Annotated in this window: 16 protein-coding genes; all 16 read right to left on the bottom strand. The window is 64.8% G+C overall.

Going from position 1 to position 17,893, the window contains the following annotated elements; all coding sequences use genetic code 11:
• Window positions 1-8 precede the first annotated feature (8 nt).
• Window positions 9-2,234, bottom strand: coding sequence for a type II secretion system secretin GspD (gspD, locus tag ACEWQ0_RS12090; protein WP_476485465.1), 2,226 nt, complete (start codon window positions 2,232-2,234; stop codon window positions 9-11).
• Window positions 2,224-2,985 carry a hypothetical protein gene (locus tag ACEWQ0_RS12085; RefSeq protein ID WP_476482290.1) on the bottom strand — a complete coding sequence of 254 codons (762 nt, stop codon included), beginning with the start codon at window positions 2,983-2,985 and terminating at the stop codon, window positions 2,224-2,226. The genes gspD and ACEWQ0_RS12085 overlap by 11 nt, the downstream gene beginning before the upstream one ends.
• 2 nt (window positions 2,986-2,987) lie before the next feature.
• Entirely contained in the window at window positions 2,988-3,596 is a 609-nt protein-coding gene (gspM, locus tag ACEWQ0_RS12080; protein ID WP_476482291.1) for a type II secretion system protein GspM, read from the bottom strand.
• Window positions 3,568-4,731 (bottom strand): PilN domain-containing protein, encoded by a 1,164-nt coding sequence (locus ACEWQ0_RS12075; protein ID WP_476485464.1) that lies wholly within the window; start codon window positions 4,729-4,731, stop codon window positions 3,568-3,570. Before ACEWQ0_RS12075 ends, gspM begins: the two co-directional genes overlap by 29 nt.
• Window positions 4,728-5,621: a type II secretion system minor pseudopilin gene (locus ACEWQ0_RS12070; RefSeq protein WP_476482293.1), complete on the bottom strand. Its 894-nt coding sequence runs from the start codon at window positions 5,619-5,621 to the stop codon at window positions 4,728-4,730. The genes ACEWQ0_RS12075 and ACEWQ0_RS12070 overlap by 4 nt, the downstream gene beginning before the upstream one ends.
• Complete coding sequence (locus tag ACEWQ0_RS12065) at window positions 5,618-6,367, bottom strand: prepilin-type N-terminal cleavage/methylation domain-containing protein (RefSeq protein WP_476485463.1); 750 nt, start codon at window positions 6,365-6,367, stop codon at window positions 5,618-5,620. The genes ACEWQ0_RS12070 and ACEWQ0_RS12065 overlap by 4 nt, the downstream gene beginning before the upstream one ends.
• A 77-nt stretch (window positions 6,368-6,444) precedes the next feature.
• Complete coding sequence (locus ACEWQ0_RS12060) at window positions 6,445-7,017, bottom strand: type IV pilus modification PilV family protein (protein WP_476485462.1); 573 nt, start codon at window positions 7,015-7,017, stop codon at window positions 6,445-6,447.
• A gap of 10 nt (window positions 7,018-7,027) precedes the next feature.
• Entirely contained in the window at window positions 7,028-7,516 is a 489-nt protein-coding gene (locus tag ACEWQ0_RS12055) for a GspH/FimT family pseudopilin (protein ID WP_476485461.1), read from the bottom strand.
• A 1-nt stretch (window position 7,517) separates the two neighbouring features.
• On the bottom strand, window positions 7,518-7,928 hold the full coding sequence (gene gspG / locus ACEWQ0_RS12050) for a type II secretion system major pseudopilin GspG (protein WP_476482297.1): 411 nt from the start codon (window positions 7,926-7,928) through the stop codon (window positions 7,518-7,520).
• Between the two features lie 59 nt (window positions 7,929-7,987).
• Window positions 7,988-9,199 carry a type II secretion system F family protein gene (locus tag ACEWQ0_RS12045; protein ID WP_476482298.1) on the bottom strand — a complete coding sequence of 404 codons (1,212 nt, stop codon included), beginning with the start codon at window positions 9,197-9,199 and terminating at the stop codon, window positions 7,988-7,990.
• 4 nt (window positions 9,200-9,203) lie between these two features.
• Window positions 9,204-10,967: a type II secretion system ATPase GspE gene (gene gspE / locus ACEWQ0_RS12040; RefSeq protein WP_476482299.1), complete on the bottom strand. Its 1,764-nt coding sequence runs from the start codon at window positions 10,965-10,967 to the stop codon at window positions 9,204-9,206.
• 32 nt (window positions 10,968-10,999) lie between these two features.
• The gene (locus ACEWQ0_RS12035) at window positions 11,000-11,653 is read right to left on the bottom strand and encodes an exosortase H-associated membrane protein (RefSeq protein ID WP_476482300.1); all 654 of its coding nucleotides are present in this window, start codon (window positions 11,651-11,653) and stop codon (window positions 11,000-11,002) included.
• Between the two features lie 10 nt (window positions 11,654-11,663).
• Window positions 11,664-15,500, bottom strand: coding sequence for a phosphoribosylformylglycinamidine synthase (gene purL, locus ACEWQ0_RS12030; protein ID WP_476485460.1), 3,837 nt, complete (start codon window positions 15,498-15,500; stop codon window positions 11,664-11,666).
• A gap of 91 nt (window positions 15,501-15,591) precedes the next feature.
• Window positions 15,592-16,341 (bottom strand): DsbC family protein, encoded by a 750-nt coding sequence (locus ACEWQ0_RS12025; protein WP_476482302.1) that lies wholly within the window; start codon window positions 16,339-16,341, stop codon window positions 15,592-15,594.
• A gap of 161 nt (window positions 16,342-16,502) precedes the next feature.
• Window positions 16,503-17,420: a site-specific tyrosine recombinase XerD gene (xerD, locus tag ACEWQ0_RS12020; RefSeq protein ID WP_476482303.1), complete on the bottom strand. Its 918-nt coding sequence runs from the start codon at window positions 17,418-17,420 to the stop codon at window positions 16,503-16,505.
• A partial coding sequence (locus ACEWQ0_RS12015; protein WP_476485459.1) for a hypothetical protein occupies window positions 17,417-17,893 on the bottom strand: 477 nt, incomplete at its 5' end. The genes xerD and ACEWQ0_RS12015, both read right to left, overlap by 4 nt.

Raw genomic sequence — 17,893 nt, 5'->3', positions numbered from 1 at the left:
TTTATGGCTCAAAGCCCGCGTTCACGCAGCGGCTTGAGCGCCTCGAACTGGCTCCGCACGTCGTCGGAGACGCGCTTGAGCTCATTGGTCGACTCGACCACCGTTGGGGTGATCAAAACAAGGGTTTCAGTGCGGATATTGTCGCGCCTCGTGCTCCGGAACAGGCTACCCAGAAACGGGATGCGCTGCAGCCCCGGCACGCCGCTGCGGCTGTCGCTGGTCTCTTCGCGAATCATTCCGCCCAGCATGATGGTCTGGCCCGACTGGATCGCGACCTCGGTCTGCAGATTGCGGGTATTGACCGGCGGATTGGTGTTGCTGCCTTCGGCAGGGCGCTCACCCGGTGAAGACACTTCCTGGCTGAGGCTCAGATAGACCAGGCCGCCCGGGTTGACCCGCGGGGTCACCTCGAGAATCGTGCCGGTATTGAGATACTGAACGCTGCCGAAGCGGCTGCCATCGCCCGAGCCGCCGATAAAGCTGGTCGACTGGACGGGCACCTGCTCGCCGACGTTGATAGTGGCGTCGGAATTGTTGCGCACCACCAGGCTGGGCGAAGAGATCGTGCGCACGTTCGAGACTGATTCAAGAGCATCAATAGTGGCGGCAACGAAGGTGCGGCCGACTCCGCGGCGGGTAATGGTCCCCAGCACATCCGATGTTTCCTGGCCGCCAAGCTGGAGGAAGTTCTTGTCGCGCGACTCGGCAAAGCCGTCCGGCAGGCTGGGTCCGTTTTCGCCATCGGGGTGCTCACCGGAAAGAAACCAGTTGACGCCGTAGCGCAGGCGATCGTTGAGTTCGACGATGAGCACCTGCGCCTCGATCAGCACCTGCAGAGGCTCCTCGTCGAGGCGCTCGATGGCCGAAAGGATGCCATCGTAGTCGCTGGGCGAGGCCTGGATCAGCAGAGAGTTGGTTTCTTGCACCGCGGTGACGCGCACATCGCCGTCTTCGCCCAACGACATACCGCCGGCGCTGGACCGGCTGCTGCTCTGGCTGTTGTTGTCGCGACCACCGGCACGCGACTGCTGAAAATCGCTGATGCTGGACGCCTGCGCCCGCTCCAGGCCGGGCGCGAGTGAGCCCCCGGATTCACGCGAGCGCCGGCCGCCGCCCCCGCTCGTGCCAAACAGGTCGCCCAAATAGCCGGCCAGCACGTCGGCCTCGAGGTTCTTGACGCGGTAGACGTAGAGCCGCGCACCGCCCTGAGCGCTGGAGCGATCGAGGCGCTTGATCCACTTCTCGGCCTCATCCAGATAATGTTCGCTGGGCGTAATCACCATGATCGCGTTGAGGCGCTCCAGCGGCATGAAACGGAACATGCCGGCCAGCGGGGTCTCCCCCTCTTCGCCGAACACGCCCTCGAGCTCGGGCAGCAGCTCATCGACCTCAAGACGCTCGAGGTTGAAAATGCCCACGGACATGCCTTCGAGCCAGTCGACGTCGAAGGTCTGGACAATCTGCAGGTAGTTGCTGAGCTCGAAACGGGTGCCGGCCAGAAACAGCAGGTTGCGGGCATTGTCGGCGTTGAAGACGGCGTCTTCCTTGACCCAGGGCTCCAGCAGCTCGGCCATCTTGCCGGCCGAAATGAATTCCAGCGGCACCGCCAGCACTTCGTAACCCCGTGCCCGGCTGGCCGAGTCGAAGCGCGGCACCAGGTTGCCGGCCACCGCCTGCGAGATCGGCACGACGTGGTAGCTGCCCTCGCGCCAGATCAGCGTGGCGCCGTTCCAGCGCAGCAGCATTTCAAGGATGGGCATGACCTGGTCGCGCTTGATCGGCTTGGCGGTGGAAAAAGTGACCTCGCCGCTGACGCCCGGCGCGATGATGTAATTTTCCTCGAACATGTGGCCCAGAATCGCCTGAACGACCTCCTGGATGCCCTGCCCTTCGAAGTTCAGCGTGATCTCACCGTCCGCGCCGGGCGGCTCGGCGCGCGGGCTGACAGCGCTTTCGTTGATGAACACGCCGTCGCCGGGATAGACCTCGGTGGCCTCGAACGTGCCCTCCTCGTCACTCGGCTGCTCGTCCATGCCGAGCTGAATGCCCTCGCGATCAGGCGGGCGATTCTGCGGCTCAACGGCGCTCTGACCGGGCTTGAGGCGGGTGCGGTCGGCGTCGTCGCTGCGCTCGCCCATGGCGGCGCAGCCGCCAAGCGCCAGGCTGGCAAGCAGCAGGGCCGTCAGCGCGGGCCGGAAACGGGTCACTGGATATCGGGTTTGCTCAGCCATCATTGTCCTGTTTTTGCTCGTTCTGACGCGCGCGTCGTTCGGCCTCGGCCCGCAGCTGGGCGCGGCGTTCGGCGACGCGACGGCGGATTTCCTCGGCCCGGGCACGCGCTTCTTCGCTGGCCTCGGGCTGGCGGTTGACGGGCTCGGCCTCTTCCTCGGCCGCGGCGGACTGCTCGGCCGCGGCCCGCTCCCGGGACTGTTGCGCCACCACCGGGGCCTTGAGACCGCTGGTATTGACCTTCAGTTCAAGTTCGCTGCGTCGGCCGTCGACGGAAACAAAGCTGACCTGCCGCGGCTCAATGGCGTCCAGCTTCCAGGCCGCCTGCTCGCCCTCCAGGCTCATGCCTTCGCGCAGCACCAGGGTCTTGCCGGCCTGCTCGTCGGTGATCATGGCCAGCTTCATCTCGGGCGTGATCACGATACCTGCAACCGCAGCCTCGAGGTCCGAGATCTCCTCGGCCTCGTCTTCCTGCTCGGCCAGCTGCTCCGGCTCGGACGGCGCCTCGACCACCGGCAGTTGACGGTCGGAGAAGAACACCGGCCGCTCGATGATGGCCGAGTAGGCAGAAAACTCCTTCAGGCCGGTCTCGGGCGCGTCAACCTGCCCCTGGGGGGCCGAAGTGTCGCCCCTGGGCTGGATGGCTGCAACATCGGGCCGGCCCATCAGCAGCGCAATGGCCACGCCGGCAAACGCGAGCGTGCCGATGCCGGCGCCCAGCAGGGTGGTGAGCAGATTACGCTGCAGATCGAACATGCTCAGCCCTCGGCCTGCTCGGACAAAAAGCCGTAGATATCGAAGCGCGCGTCAAGCTGGCCGTAGCCGTCGCTGCCGCGCCGCCCCGCACGATCGGCGGGCGTGCGCTGATTGATGATCATGTTGTCGACAAAAATCAGCGGCACGTTGTCTTCCAGCTGGTAGAGAATGCGGGTGAGATCCGGCAGCGGACAGTTCAGGCGCACGTTGAGCGTGACCTGTTCGAACCGCTCATCATCACCGTCGCCGCTGCGATTGGTGGTCGAAACGATACGGCACAAGTCAGTATCGTCGGCCTCGCGCTGGATGATATCCCGAAGCCGGCGCGTGAGCCCGGCGGCCGCGACGTTGAAATTCGACTCCGGCAGAAACAGGGCGCTGTCCAGGCGCTCGGCCTGAAGCTCGTCGAGCCGCTCCTCCAGATCGGGCCGACGGGCCACGGCAGCCTTGAAGCGCGCCGCATGCTCTTCAAGTGCATCAACCTCCTCGGCCGCCTCCAGATGCCGCACCACGAACCAGTGAAACCCGATGAAGTAGACCACGATCAGCACGATCACCAGCAGGGCGATGGCCAGCGGGCGATTATTCTCCAGATCCGGCAGCAGCTGCATGCTCGCCTCCTCCGCTTGTGATCCGCGCGCGCGCATTGAAGCGCTCACGCCCGCTCCTTTTGTCAATGTTGACCGGGCCGCGGAATTCGGCGTCGGCGAGCAGCTCCGATTCGTTGATCAGCTCGATCAGGCGCTGCGACTGATCGGCCAGGCCCTGCAGCTGCAGCTCATTGCCGCGCATCTGCAGCTGCATCAGCCAGATATCATTGGGCAGGATGCGGGTGAGCTCATCGAGCACCTGGACGCTGACCGGCTGCTGGCGGCGGCGCTCGGCCAGAAAGTTGGCGGCCGCAAGAGCGTCCTGCAGCTCGCGCTGAAGCGCCATGACCTGATCGGCCTCGCCGCGCAGCGCCTCCACTTCGGTTTCAAGGCGATCGACGGTGCGCTGATGCATGTAAAGCGACTCGAACATCACCACGGCCAGCACCAGCACCAGGGCACCGGCCAGCAGCCAGTTGATGCGGGCCCGTCGATAGACGTAGCGGGGCCGCTCGGCCAGCGGCAGCATGTTGAAGCCCTCGCAGGCCGGCGCGGCGGCGTCGCGCGCCAGGCAATCAATGGCGTGCGGACGAATGCCGATGGCGTGCAGGCGCTCGATCAACTCATCCACGCGCGAGCGCAGCGCCAGGCGCAGTTCCAGCTTGAGGCGGCCGTATTCGGCGTCGCGCTCGACGATGGTGTAGTCGAAATAAACCTGATCGGCACTGAAGGGCGTGAGCTGGTCAAGCTGGTAGCGCAGCGACTCGTCCAGATTGGATTCCACCGCCAGCGGCAGCTCGACCGGGCAGCGCAGCACATCACTTTCCGGCAGGCACAGACGGATTTCCGGCGGCCCATCGTCAAAGCCGGCGACCACTTCCTGCCAGCGGTCACGCAGCAGACCCACATCTTCGGTATGACCAAACGAATCGCGCTGCGCCGGCTCGTCGCCACCCACCCAGATGGTCAGCGCCCGACTGTCGGGCTGCGGCTCGAGCCACAGCTCGGGGCGCGGCGGAATCATCCGGCGGCGCAGGCTGCGCGGCAGGAGGCTGCCCAACTCGCTGCGCCACCAGGCCAGAAAGCCCGGCAGGGGCCCGGCCCGGTAGCGGGCAAGCAGGCTGCCCCAGTAGTCGTTGATGGCACTCTGATTCATCGGTCCTCGACGTTGTCTCGCCAGCGCAGCACTTTAAAGGGACGGCCGCGCCGGTTGCCACCCAACTCGATGGTGGCCTGCACTTCACTCCAGGTTCCGGAATCCAGCACCGCCCGCGAGCGAATGCTAAAGGTCCGCCCACCCCCTTGCAAGTTGACCATCGTGCCGTCGGGCATCAACAGCGCCTGCTGATCGCGCGGATGAACCTGCCAGCGCTCTTCGACAAAGGCATTGGCCTCCTCGACGCCGATCTCGGGGTCAGCCGCCAACACTTCGGCCGAGGCAAAGGCCGGGTTGAAACGCCCGCTGGAATCCACGGTCAGCATCGGCTCGAGCTCCTTGAACAGATCCCAGCTCATGCCGATGACCTGCTGCAGCTCGTCAACCGAGCCAAAGGGCTCGTTGGCCGGGCCGTAAGGATACCCGGCTGACTCGTATTCGGCCAGCTCGGCGCCGTAGAGCCGGGGCAGATCGTCCTCGTCGCGCCAGTCGGCAATGGCATCGGCCAGATACCACGCCTCGGTCTCTTCCATCCCTCGTGAGATGAACAGATTGGACAGAAGTTCCGGATCCGCGCTGTTGAGATCGATCTTGCCGGACTCGTCGGTGACCCGGATCTCGACCTCGGCGGCCCCGAACCCGATGACGTACGGGCGCCCGTCAGGCACCCAGCGGGTTTCGAAATCAGGATTGCGCATTTCGTAGGCTGCCCGATGAATACCGGCCTCGGCGGCATAGCGCGCGCGGGTGGTGTCGAACAGAAAGCGCGACTGCAGGCTCTCGGTGCGGGCCAGCACGGCATAGGTGCCCACGATGATGGTCATCAGCACCAGCACCCACAGGACGACAATCAGCGCGATACCGCCCTGCCTTGCCATGCCGGCCGTCATCGGTTGGCACCCCGCCCCTGCCGGGGCCGAAGCATGTCGCTGGCGCGCTGAATGGTGCGGGTGCGCCTGTGATCGCTGGAGTCAACCATCACCGGCACGATCAGATCCGGCCAGACCAGTCCGCGCGACGAACCCAGATCCAGCAGCACACCGACGCCCAGCGGCAGGCGCTCGGGCTCTTCCCAGAAGTCGGTCCAGAACGTCTCGCCGGTTTCGGGGTTCTCGCCCAGAAAGATGAACTCGCCGCCGTCAAGATCCTTCATCAGCACGCGGCCGTCGCTGGTGCGCTCGAGATCACCGGGTTCGTAGCCGTTGAGCATGGCGTAGTAATAGACCAGCTCGAGCCCGTCGTTGCCGCGCTCGAGCCGAAACTCCTGAACATACGGGCCGCCGTAGCTGAGATAACCCGGCATGGGCGAAACCAGACGCAGGCGCTGGCGCTCGCCCTCAAAGCGGACGATCTCGCCGTCTTCGAACTCTTCGATGATGAGCGCGCGCGCCTGCATCAGTTGGCGGCGCATGAATTGCTGCACCACGCGCAGACGATTGGTTTGTTCAATGACGGCCTCGCCGGAACTGGTCGCGCGCACGCTGGCGCGAAAGCCGCCGTAGGCCATGGCCATGATGATCGACACCAGCGCGATGGCCAGCAGCACCTCGATCAGAGTAAAGCCGCCTTCGCGCGCGCCTTGCGCGCGAGAAGGCGTCCCGGACCCCGATCCGGGACCTCCCTGATGAAGCTGCAAGCTTGAACCGAAGGGCAACCCCGATCCGGGACCTCCCCGACGAAGCTGCGAACCTGAACCTAAGGGCAGGAAGGCCGTCACGGTCGCGGCCCGCCGCCCATCTGCATCTGCCGCTCTTCCCAATGCACATCGACCGAGCGCAGGGTGTCGAAAACAGCTTGGCGCCGGCCGTTGGCCCACTCGACGGTCAAGCGTACGTGATACAGCGCGATCGGCAGCTCCTGGGTCATATCGAGAGCGCGTTCGTCGATGACCTCGGTCTCGCTCACCTCCATGACCCAGGAGAACTCCTCATTGAAGCGGCCCTGGGTAACGCCCGGCTCGATCATGCGCTCGATTCCCAGGGTGTCGAGCCGGGACTGCGCCCACAGCGCCGCCTGGGTGTAGTCGCCCGACAGGCGCGTGTTGCCGACCGAGGTGGACAGAATCTGCAGCACCACGCCGAACAGCAGCGCAAAGACCATGAAGGCGACCATCACCTCGATCAGGGTGAAGCCGCCCTGTCGGCCACGCCGACAGGGCGTCCCGGACCCCGATCCGGGACCTACCCGACCGGTCTCCAGACGCCTACTGGAGAGGAATCCCGATCCAAGGCCTGGCGGACGCCGCCGCAAGTGCTGCACAGCGACTTGGCCTCGCCCCTTGTGCATGGCTGGCCACTCACGCATCATCCGCGTCCCGGTTGATGCTCACTTCACCGGTCAGCCAGGAGACCTCGATCGCCCAGCTGCGCTCGCCGGCCAGCAGCTCGACGCTGCCGCCGGTCGAGGCGCCGTCGGGGTAGAAGCGGATGCCGCCGGCGTCCTCACCGGTCATTTCCGAACGCGCGGTTTCGAGAATGATCTCGAGCCCCTCCGGCAGCTCTACCGGCTCGCGCCCGGCCGCCGTCCAGGTGCGCGCATCGGCATCGGCGCGGAAGACCTGCTGCTGGCGCTGAATGATGGCCTGGCCACGCGTATGACGAATGCCGGCAACGATCTCGCGCGAGGCGTTGCGGATTTCAGCGCCCCGCACCGAGCGGCTGACCGACACGCCGATGACGGCAAACAGCAGCGAGACCAGCACCATCACCACCATCAGCTCGAACAGCGAAAACCCGCCATCGCGGGTTCGGACTGGCAGGCGACGAATACCGATCAGCGCGCGCAAGTCAGTCCCAGTTGGTTATTTCCGCGTTGGGACCCTCACCACCAGGCGAGCCGTCGGCACCGTTCGACCAGATATCGAAAGACCGATGCTCGCCGGGATAGCGGTACTGGTAAGCGTTGTCCCACGGATCCTTCAGGTTGGATTCGTTAACGTAAGGGCCGTTCCAGTTGCTGGCATTGCCGGGCTTTTCGACCAGCTCGCGCAATTCGCGGGGTGCACGCCCGTTGTCGAGGTAGTACTCGTCGACGGCCATCGACAGGCGCTGCACCTCGGCATCGGCGGCGCGCAGCTTGGCGTCCTCGCCGCGCTGCATGATATTGGGCACCACCAGGCCGGCAATCAGGCCCAGAATAATGAGCACCACCAGCAGCTCGATCAAAGAAAAACCTGAACTGTTTCCAGCCTTGTACATTCCTTCTCCTCCGGCCCGTTGGGGCATGCGTTGATTCAATTTCCGAGTCATCCAGGCCGTCAGGCCACCAGCTCGTTGATACTGAGAATAGCCATCAGCACCGACATGACGATGACACCAATCAGCACGGCCAGGCCCAGCGTCAGCGCCGGCACCAGCAGCGCCATCAAACGGTCAATGGTGGTCCTGACCTCGCGATCATAAGTGTCGGCCACCTTGAGCAGCATCTCGTCGAGCTTGCCGGTCTCCTCACCCACGTTGACCATCTGCAGCGCCAGGCGCGGAAAATTGTCGTTGGCCGCCAGCGCAGTGGCCATGGGGGTGCCCGTCTTGACCTGACTGGCCGCCTCGCCCACGTCATCGGAGAGCACGGTATTGCTCATGACATTCTTGGCAATGGAAAGTGCCGAAAGCAGCGGCACGCCGTTGACCAGCAGGGTGCCCGCCGTGCGCGCCAGGCGGGCGGTCTCGATCTTGCCGATGACATCACCCACGCCTTTCAGGCGCAAGAAACGACCGTCCCAGCGACGCCGCGACGCCGGCCGCCGCATTTGCCCGCGAAACCACAGCGCGACGACAAGCACCACCGCGATCATCGCCCACCAGTAGTTCTGCAGCGCCGAGCCGACGGCCATAACGATCTGGGTCAGGAAGGGCAGCTCGCCGCCAAACTCCTCGAACATGGGCGTGAACTGCGGAATCACGTAGCCCATCAGCAGAATCAGCGAACCAATCGCCAGCACCACCAGCAGCGCCGGATAGACCATGGCCGAGACAACTGAATCCTTGAGCTCCTTGGAACGCTCGAGGTACTCGGCCATGCGCGAGAGCGTGTGATCAAGCGAACCGCCGATCTCGCCGGCGCGCACCATGTTGATGTAAAAGCGCGAAAACACGCCGTGCCGCTCTTCCAGGGCTTCAGACAACGCGCCGCCCTCGCGGACGCGATTGCGGATGGTCTCGACCGTCTCCTGAACGCGCTCGTTCTCGGCCAGCTCGGCGAGGATGCCCAGCGACCGGTCCAGCGGCAGCCCGGCGCTCAGCAGCGTGGCCAGCTGCTGGGTGAGATCCCCGATTTCAGCCTGCTTGAGCCCACGACGCCCGCGCAGCAGCGCGGACAAACGAAAGCCCGAGCCCACCTCCCTGGCCGAAACCGGAATATTGCCCGACTCCTGAAGGTGCGCAATCACCAGCTCCTTGCTGGGGGCGTCCATCTCGCCGGTGGTGGTCTCACCGCTGGGGGTGACGGCCTTGTATTCAAAAAGCGGCATCGACCTAGGCGTCCTGCGTGACTCGCAGCACTTCCTCTGCGGAAGTCACGCCGTCGAGCGCCTTCATCAGGCCGTCTTCGTACATGGTCAGCATGCCTTCGGCGCGTGCCTGCTTTTCGATCTCGGTCGCGGTCGCGTGCTTCATCACCAACCGGCGAATTTCTTCCGACAGCACCAACAGCTCGTGAATGCCGGTACGGCCGCGATAGCCGGTGGGGCTGGCCTCGGAGCTGCCGGGCCGATACAGACGCAGCGGCCGCTCATCACTGAGTTTGTCGAGACCGAGTTCATCGATCATTTCCGGCAGCACCTCGTAGGCCTGCATGGTCTCCGGATCGAGCCGGCGTACCAGGCGCTGGGCCATGATGGCGTTGACCGTGGAGGTCAGCAGATAGTCTTCCACCCCCATGTCGATCATTCGGGTCACGCCACCGGCGGCGTCGTTGGTATGCAGGGTCGACAGCACCAGGTGGCCGGTCAGCGCCGACTGGATGGCAATCTTGGCCGTTTCCAGGTCACGCATTTCACCGATCATGATCACGTCCGGATCCTGGCGCACGATCGAGCGCAGCGCGCGGGCAAAATCCAGCCCGATGGAAGACTTGGCCTGAATCTGGTTGACGCCCTCGAGCTGATACTCGATGGGATCTTCCACCGTGATGATCTTGCGCTCGGGCGTATTGAGCTTCGACAGCGCGGTATACAGCGTCGTGGTCTTGCCCGAGCCGGTCGGTCCGGTGACGAGAATGATGCCGTGCGGCACATCCAGCTCGTGCTCGAAGCGCTCCTGCAGCCCGGGCTCGAAGCCCAGGCTGGAAAAATCCAGCACCACGGCTTCGCGGTCGAGAATACGCATCACGACCGACTCGCCGTGCGCCGTGGGCACCGTCGAGACACGCAGATCGAGCTCCTTGCCGCCGACGCGATGCATGATGCGCCCATCCTGCGGCAAGCGGCGCTCGGCGATGTTGAGCCGCGCCATGATCTTCACGCGCGAGATCACCGCCGCGGTCGAGCGCGCCGGCGGCGCCTCGACCTCCTGCAGCACGCCGTCGATGCGATAGCGCACCTTCAGACGATTCTCGAACGGCTCGATGTGAATATCGGAAGCGCGCGACTCGACCGCGCGCTGGAGAATCAGGTTGACAACGCGGATGACCGGCGCCTCGGATGCCAGGTCACGCAGGTGTTCGACGTCTTCCTCGTCTTCACCGGCACCGCCTTCGCCGCCCAGATGTTCGGCAATCTGGCCCATGGCGGACTTGCCGCCGCCGAAATAGCGCTCGATGGTGTTGTCGATTTCAGAGGTCACGCCGACGCGCGGCAGCACTTCGCGTCCGGTGGCCATGCCCAGCGCACGCAGGGCGAACTCGTCGCAGGGGTCGGCCATGACCACTTCGAGCGTGTCGTCGTCGACGCCCACCGGCACCAGATGCTGCTGTTTCATGTAGCGCACCGAAATCGAGTCGATCTGTGGTGCCGACTCGGGGTAGTCCTTTTCCGAGACCATGGGGATATCGAGCAGCTCGGATTGGGCACGCGCCAGGTCGCGCTCGGAAACCAGCCCCAGCCGAACCAGCAACGTCAGCAGGTTGCCGCCGTGCTGCTCACGATAAGCCTTGGCGCGCTGCAGATCTTCCTCGCGCAGGCGCTCCTGCTCGATCATCAGCTTGCACAGCTCGGCGGCGCGATCCTCGAGATGATCGCTGACGCTGGGCAGCAGCTCGCTTTCGTCAGTGGCAGTCAGGGCTTCCGTTTCCATACTCATACCTCAAACAGACAGTCCGGCCCCGAGTCGGTTCAGCGACGCCGACTCTGCACCAGCTTTTCGATGAAGGGGCGATTCATCAGAATCCAGGCCGCAATCGGGATCACGCCGGGAAACATCAGGTAGCCCAGCTGGTAGCACAGGGCGATGGCCGTAGGCGACAAACCGCTGTTGGCAACCACCGTGGCCACCGGCCCCTGAAACTGCTGGCTGAACTGAAAGGCCAGGTCGCGCCAGATTTCCCAGTAGGTGGCCCACACCGTGACCAGGCTGACCAGAACAAACCCCGCAGCCAGCTGCATCAGCCGCCGCCACAGGCTCAGCGGCGTGGCCATGATCAGCCCGAACAGCAGCGCCATGCCCCAAGCATAAATCATCGGATTGACGTCCCAGATCAGCGGCATCTTCTGGCCGCTTTGCTGATGGTCAACGACTATGCCGGTTTGAATCTCGAAGGTAAAACCGGCCTGAAAGATCTTCTCGAACACGTCTCCGTGCAGCACGCCCAGAAGCGTTTGCAGAATCAGCCGGGTCGGAAACATGAGCAGGCTGGCGGCAAAGAACCACAGGAAGAACCCCAGCGGCAGATACAGCAGGGCCAGGAAGAACATCTCCCTGACCGGGTTCACGAAAGACTCGCTGCCGCCGGTTTCGCTTTCGCCTTGCTGTTGATCGGTCCTGCTCATGGTGTCGAATTCATTCCAGCCACAGCCGCGCATTGTGAAACATCTTCATCCAGGGTGAAAGGTCTCCCCAGTCTTTCGGCGCCCAGGAGTAGTTCACCCGCCGCAGCAAACGCTCGGGGTGCGGCATCATGATCGTCACTCGGCCGGTGCTGCTGCTCAGGCCGGTAATGCCGCCCGGCGAGCCGTTGGGGTTGCCGGGATAACGCTCCGTCGGCGCGCCTTCGGCAGTGACAAAGCGCAGCGCCACGGCGGCGCGCGCACTCGCCCCGGCGGCAAACTGCGCCCGCCCCTCTCCGTGCGCAGCCACCACCGGCAGCCGCGAGCCTGCCATGCCCTGCAGGAACAGCGACGGGCTGTCTTCGATGGCCACCTGACTGAGCCGGGCCTCGAACTGGCGCGAACGGTTGACCACAAAATGCGGCCAGTGCTCGCTGCCGGGGATGATCTCGCGCAGCGCCGAGAGCATCTGACAGCCGTTGCACACGCCCAGCGCAAAGCGCGCCGGATCTTCGAAAAACGCCTGAAAGGCGTCGCGCAGCTGCTGGTTGAAAAGAATCGAGCGCGCCCAGCCCTGCCCTGCCCCGAGCACGTCACCAAAGGAGAAACCGCCGCAGGCAGCCAGGCCGTGAAAGTCTGCCAGAGATTGGCGGCCGGAAGCCAGGTCGCTCATGTGAACGTCAACGGCCTCGAAGCCGGCCGACATGAAGGCCCGCGCCATCTCGCGCTGACCGTTGACGCCCTGCTCGCGCAGAATGGCCACGCGCGGCCTGGCACCGCCGTTGATGTGCACCGGCTCCGGCGGCGTGAAGGTCAGCTCCGAGACCAGGCCCGGACGCGAGAAATCGGCAAGGGAAGCGAACTCCTCATCGGCACATTCGGGATGATCACGCAGGCGCTGCATGCGGTAGCTGGTTTCACCCCAGCGCCGGGCCAGGTCGGCCAGCTCGCGACGGCACAGCTCGCGCTCGCCGGCACGCACGCTCAAGCGCGGCTCGTCGACAACACGGCCCGCTACCGAAACGCAGTCGGCCAGCCCGGCCGCTTCCAGCTGTGCCTGCACGGCAGCCAGCTGATCGGCGCTCACCTGCAGTACCAGACCCAGCTCCTCGTTGAACAACGCCGCCAGCGGATCAACCGCACTCGACCCCAGGTCCAGCGCCACGCCGCAGCGACCGGCCAGCGCCATCTCCAGCACGGCAGTGAACAGCCCGCCGTCAGAGCGATCATGACAGGCCAGGACCTGCCCCGCCGCGACCAGACGCTGTACCGCAAGGAACGCGGCGCGCAGCCGAGCCGGGTCGTCGACATCCGGCACCTCGCCGAGCTGGCGCGAGAACACCTGCGCCAGCGCCGAGCCCCCCAGACGGCCGCGCCCCAGATCGAGCAGCAGCAAGCGGCTGTCCGGCTCGGCACGCAGCTCGGGCGTGACGTGGCGGCGCACGTCGCTGACCGGCGCAAAGCCGGAAACAATCAGCGACACCGGAGCGATCATGTTCTGCTCCTGCCCGTCCTGCTGCCAGATGGTGTTCATCGACAGCGAATCCTTGCCGACCGGAATGGAAAGTTCGAGCTCGGGACACATGGCGCTGACCGCCTCGACGGCGGCGCGCAGCGCGGCGTCCTGTCCCGGCGCTCCGGCGGCCGCCATCCAGTTGGCCGAGAGCTTGACGTGCGAGAGGTCGCGCACGACCACGCCAGCCAGATTGGTGAGCACCTCGCCGACGGCCACGCGCGCGGCCGCGGCCGAATCGTGCACCGCCAGCGGCGTGCGCTCGCCCATGGCCATGGCGGTGCCGCCATGGCCGTCGTAGTCAAGCAGCGTGATGGCGCAATCAGCCACCGGCACCTGATATGGCCCGACCATCTGGTCGCGCACGCTCAGGCCTCCGACGGTGCGGTCACCGATGGTGATCAGGAACTGCTTGCTGCCCACCGCCGGCAAGGCGAGGGTGCGATCGATGGCCTCATCGATACTGACGTCGTCGAGCAGCTCCGCTTCCAGCGCCAGACGCCGGGTGGTTGCATCGCGATGCATCCGCGGCGGCTTGCCCAGCAGCACCTCCAGCGACATGTCTACTGCAGGGCGGTCACCGAGCCGATCGGAAACCAGCAGCCGACCGTCGTCGCTGGCCGCGCCCAGATCCGCCCAGGGGCAGCGCTCGCGCTCGCACAACGCGGCAAAATCGTCCAGGTTTTCGGGCGCGATCGCCAGCACGTAGCGCTCCTGCGCTTCGTTGCACCACAACTCCATGGGCGAGAGCGCCGGATCGTTGCTCGGAATCTCGCGCAGCTCCAGACGCCCGCCCACGCCACCGTCGTGCAGCAGCTCGGGCAGGGCGTTCGACAACCCGCCGGCACCGACATCGTGAATCGACTTGATCGGATTGGTCTGGCCCCGCATCCAGCAGCGATCGATCACCTCCTGGGCACGGCGCTGCATTTCCGGGTTGCCCCGCTGCACCGAGGCGAAATCCAGATCGGCGTCGGACTGGCCCGAGCTCATCGACGAGGCCGCGCCACCACCCAGCCCGATCAGCATGGCCGGGCCACCCAGAACGATGATGCGGTCGCCGGGCGCCAGCGTTTGTTTATGCGTTTGTCCATCGGCAATCATGCCGCTACCGCCGGCGATCATGATCGGCTTGTGATAACCCCACAGCTGCCCGCCGATTTCGGCACTGAAAGTTCTGAAGTAGCCAAGCAGCGCAGGCCGCCCGAACTCGTTGTTGAAACCGGCCGCGCCAACCGGGCCGCTGAGCATGATGTCGCAGGCCGAGGCCAGGCGAGCCGGCTGCGCCGGCGCCGTCTCCCAGGGCTGAAACCCGTCGGGGAGACGCAGATCGGAAACCGAATAGCCGCTCAGCGCAGCGATCGGACGGGCGCCGCGACCGGTTGCGGACTCATCGCGAATTTCGCCACCGGAACCGGTGGCTGCGCCCGAGGCCGGCGCAATCGCCGTGGGATGGTTGTGCGTCTCGACCTTGATCTGGATATGGGCGCGACCGGCGCTGAGGCGATAGGTCGGATGCGCCAGCGTGGTTTCGAGCAGCCGGACGTCGAATCCTTCGACAACGGCCGAATTGTCGTCATAAGCCACCAGAGTCGCCGCGGGCGTGGCCGCATGGGTACGGCGCACAAGCCCGAACAGGGAGTCGTCCAGCCTGCGACCGTCGACACTCCAGTCGGCGTTGAAGATCTTGTGGCGACAGTGCTCCGAGTTGGCCTGCGCGAACATCATCAGTTCGGCATCGCTGGGAGCACGCCCCATGCCGGCATAGGCATCGACGAGATATTCGATCTCGTCGTCGCTCATTGCCAGTCCGAGCTCACGGTTGTATCGATCAAGCGTGGCGGCGGCATCGGCCCCCAGCTCGATGACCTCCAGCGCGGCTGGCTGACGCTGCTCGAACCAGCCGTCAAGCGATGCCAGGTCATCGACCAGCACCTGAGTCATGCGATCGTGCAGACAACGACGGGCGGGCGCAGACAGATCGCCGCAGTCAATGCCGTCAAGCGTGAACAGGGTGGCGTGCTCGAGGCGGGCAAACTCGCCCAGGCCGCAGCGCGTCAGGATATCGCCGGCCTTGCTCGCCCAGGGCGTGACGGTACCCGGGCGCGGCACCGCCAGGAGTTGATTCGGCGTCAGCGCCTCGTCGGCAAACGCCTCGGCCGACAGCAGTGACAGCAAGCGCTCGCGCTGTGGCTGTGCGGGCAGCCCGGCGGCATCAATCAGAAACAGTTCACGAGCCTGCAGGTCAACGCGGCAACCCTGCAGCGCAGACAGTTCGGAGGCAAGACGAGAAAGACGAAATGGCGGCAGCGAGTCCCTGCCGAGCAGGATAATCATTCAAGACCCCGCGAGAGCGCTCAAGTGAGCGCGCCATTATAGGCCCTCGTCGACCTGAATGCCCGGGCCATTGGCAGCCCGGGGCAATTGATCATTCGCCAGACGCAGCCTTTCCGGCCAGGCTGTCGAGACGCTCGCGCAGCTGCCTTGGTGGCACATAGCCGGGAATCATGTCGCCGTCGGCGGTCATCATCGAAGGGGTTCCGGTCACGCCCAGGGCGCGGCCCAGCTCATACTGATCGGCAACCGGATTATCGCAGGTGGCGCGCGCGGGCTCGCCGCCCGCCTTGGCAGTGTTCATGGCACTCTGGGGGTCGTCCGCGCACCAGACAGAAACCATGGTGTCATACGTCTCCGACTCCTTGCCGGCCCGCGGGAAGGCCAGATACTTGATGCGGATGCCCTGATTGGCGTATTCATCCATCTGTCCGTGCAGGCGACGACAGTAACCGCAGCTGACATCGGTGAACACCATCAACTCGTAATCGGCATCCTCCGGACCGAAGACAATCGTCTCCGACGGATCCACTTCGGCGAGCAGCTCACGGCGCAGTACGGCCTTGGCCGCGTCGGTCAGGTCAGTCTGGGTCTCCAGGTCGATCAGCCGGCCCTGCATCAGATAGCGGCCGTCCTCGCTCATATAGAGAATCTCGGTGTTGAGCTGCACCTGCATGACCCCCGGAATGGGGCTGTTGGCGATCACCAGGGTTTCGATCTCGGGCACCAGCGCGCGCATGCGCTCTTCAATGGCACCATTGTCGATGGCACCGTTATCGGCGGCCGCAGCCCAGCCGGCCAGCAGCAAGCCGAATGCCGCCATCATTCCTGCAAAACTCTTCATTCAATAGCTCCTGAAAAACAGACTCGACCGGACCAGCCACCGGCTGTTGTCAAAGCGCGGTCACCAAGGCGCGAACATGATAGCCGAGCCGGGCGAATGAGTCATTGGAACGCGTCAGCGGCGACAAGTTTCATCGAAACGAAACCACGGGACGGATGCTTTCAGCCCCGCGGGTGGTGGCGTTGGTGCAGCGCCTTCATGCGCGTTCGCGAAACATGAGTGTAGATCTGGGTCGTGGCCAGATCGGCGTGGCCAAGCAGCATCTGCACCACACGCAGATCGGCGCCGTTGTCGAGCAGGTGCGTGGCGAAAGAGTGGCGCAGCTGGTGCGGGTGCACGGGCCGGCCCAGCCCGGCGCGCGTGGCCAACTGACGAATTCGGGCCCAGATCGCCTGGCGTGACAGCGCGCGACCGCTTCTGGAGACAAACAGCCACTCGCCCTGCGGGCGCAGCTGCGGTCGCACCGCCAGCCACTGCTCAATCGCCTGGGCGGCAGCCTCTCCCAGCGGCACCAGACGCTCCTTTCCGCCCTTGCCCAGCACGCGCACCACCCCCTGCCCGGAATTGAGCCGCGGCAGCGTCAGGGCGGCAAGCTCCGAGACCCGCATGCCGGTGGCATACAGGGTTTCGAGCAGGGCCCGATCACGCACGTCGAACACGTCGTTTGAGTCCGGCGCCGCCAGCAATGCCTCTACCTCACTGGCAGTCAGCGTCCCGGGCAGGCTGCGGGAGCGGCGCGGACCGTCGAGATCGGCCATCGGATTGTGCACGATGCGGCGCTCGCGATGCGCCCAGGCAAAGAACTGGCGCAAACAGGAGAGCTGCCGAACGATGCTGCTGGTATTGGCGCCCGAGCGCATGCGTCGGGCCAGAAAATCGAGCACGTCGGCGCGGGCAATGTCTTCGACACCACGCCCGACGCTGGCGAGAAAGCTCGCCAGGTCGCTACGATAGGCAGTCGCTGTAGCCGGGCTGATGCCGCGCTCGGCCCACAGCGCATCGAGAAAGGTGTCGATGAGCCGTTCGAACTCGCCGGGGACGGCGTCCGCCCCCGGACCGGTACCGGCAGCCCCGGTCAATCCTTTCCGGTCAACCGACCGAGGGTGCTGCTGACAGCATCGCGGAAATCTTCCATCAGTTCGCGACGCTGCTCCATTCGGTGGGTAGCCATCTCATAGAGCGCATCGCGCAGCCCATCAGCGGCGGCGAGCACCTTCGCCATGTCATCGCTGACTGCGGCCTTGCGCGAAGCCTTCTTCTTGGAAGCCTTCTTCTTGGAAGCCTTCTTCTTGGAGGCCTTCTTCTTGGAGGCCTTCTTCTTGGAGGCCTTCTTCTTGGAGGCCTTCTTCTTGGAGGCCTTCTTCTTGGAAGCCTTCTTCTTGGAAGCCTTCTTCTTGGAAGCCTTCTTCTTGGAAGCCTTCTTCTTGGAAGCCTTCTTCTTGGAAGCCTTCTTCTTGGAGGCCTTCTTCTTGGAGGCCTTCTTCTTGGAGGCCTTCTTCTTGGAGGCCTTCTTCTTGGAGGCCTTCTTCTTGGAAGCCTTCTTCTTGGAAGC

Source organism: Wenzhouxiangella sp. YN9 (assembly GCF_056324165.1).
This window is presented reverse-complemented; position numbering and strand designations above follow the sequence as displayed.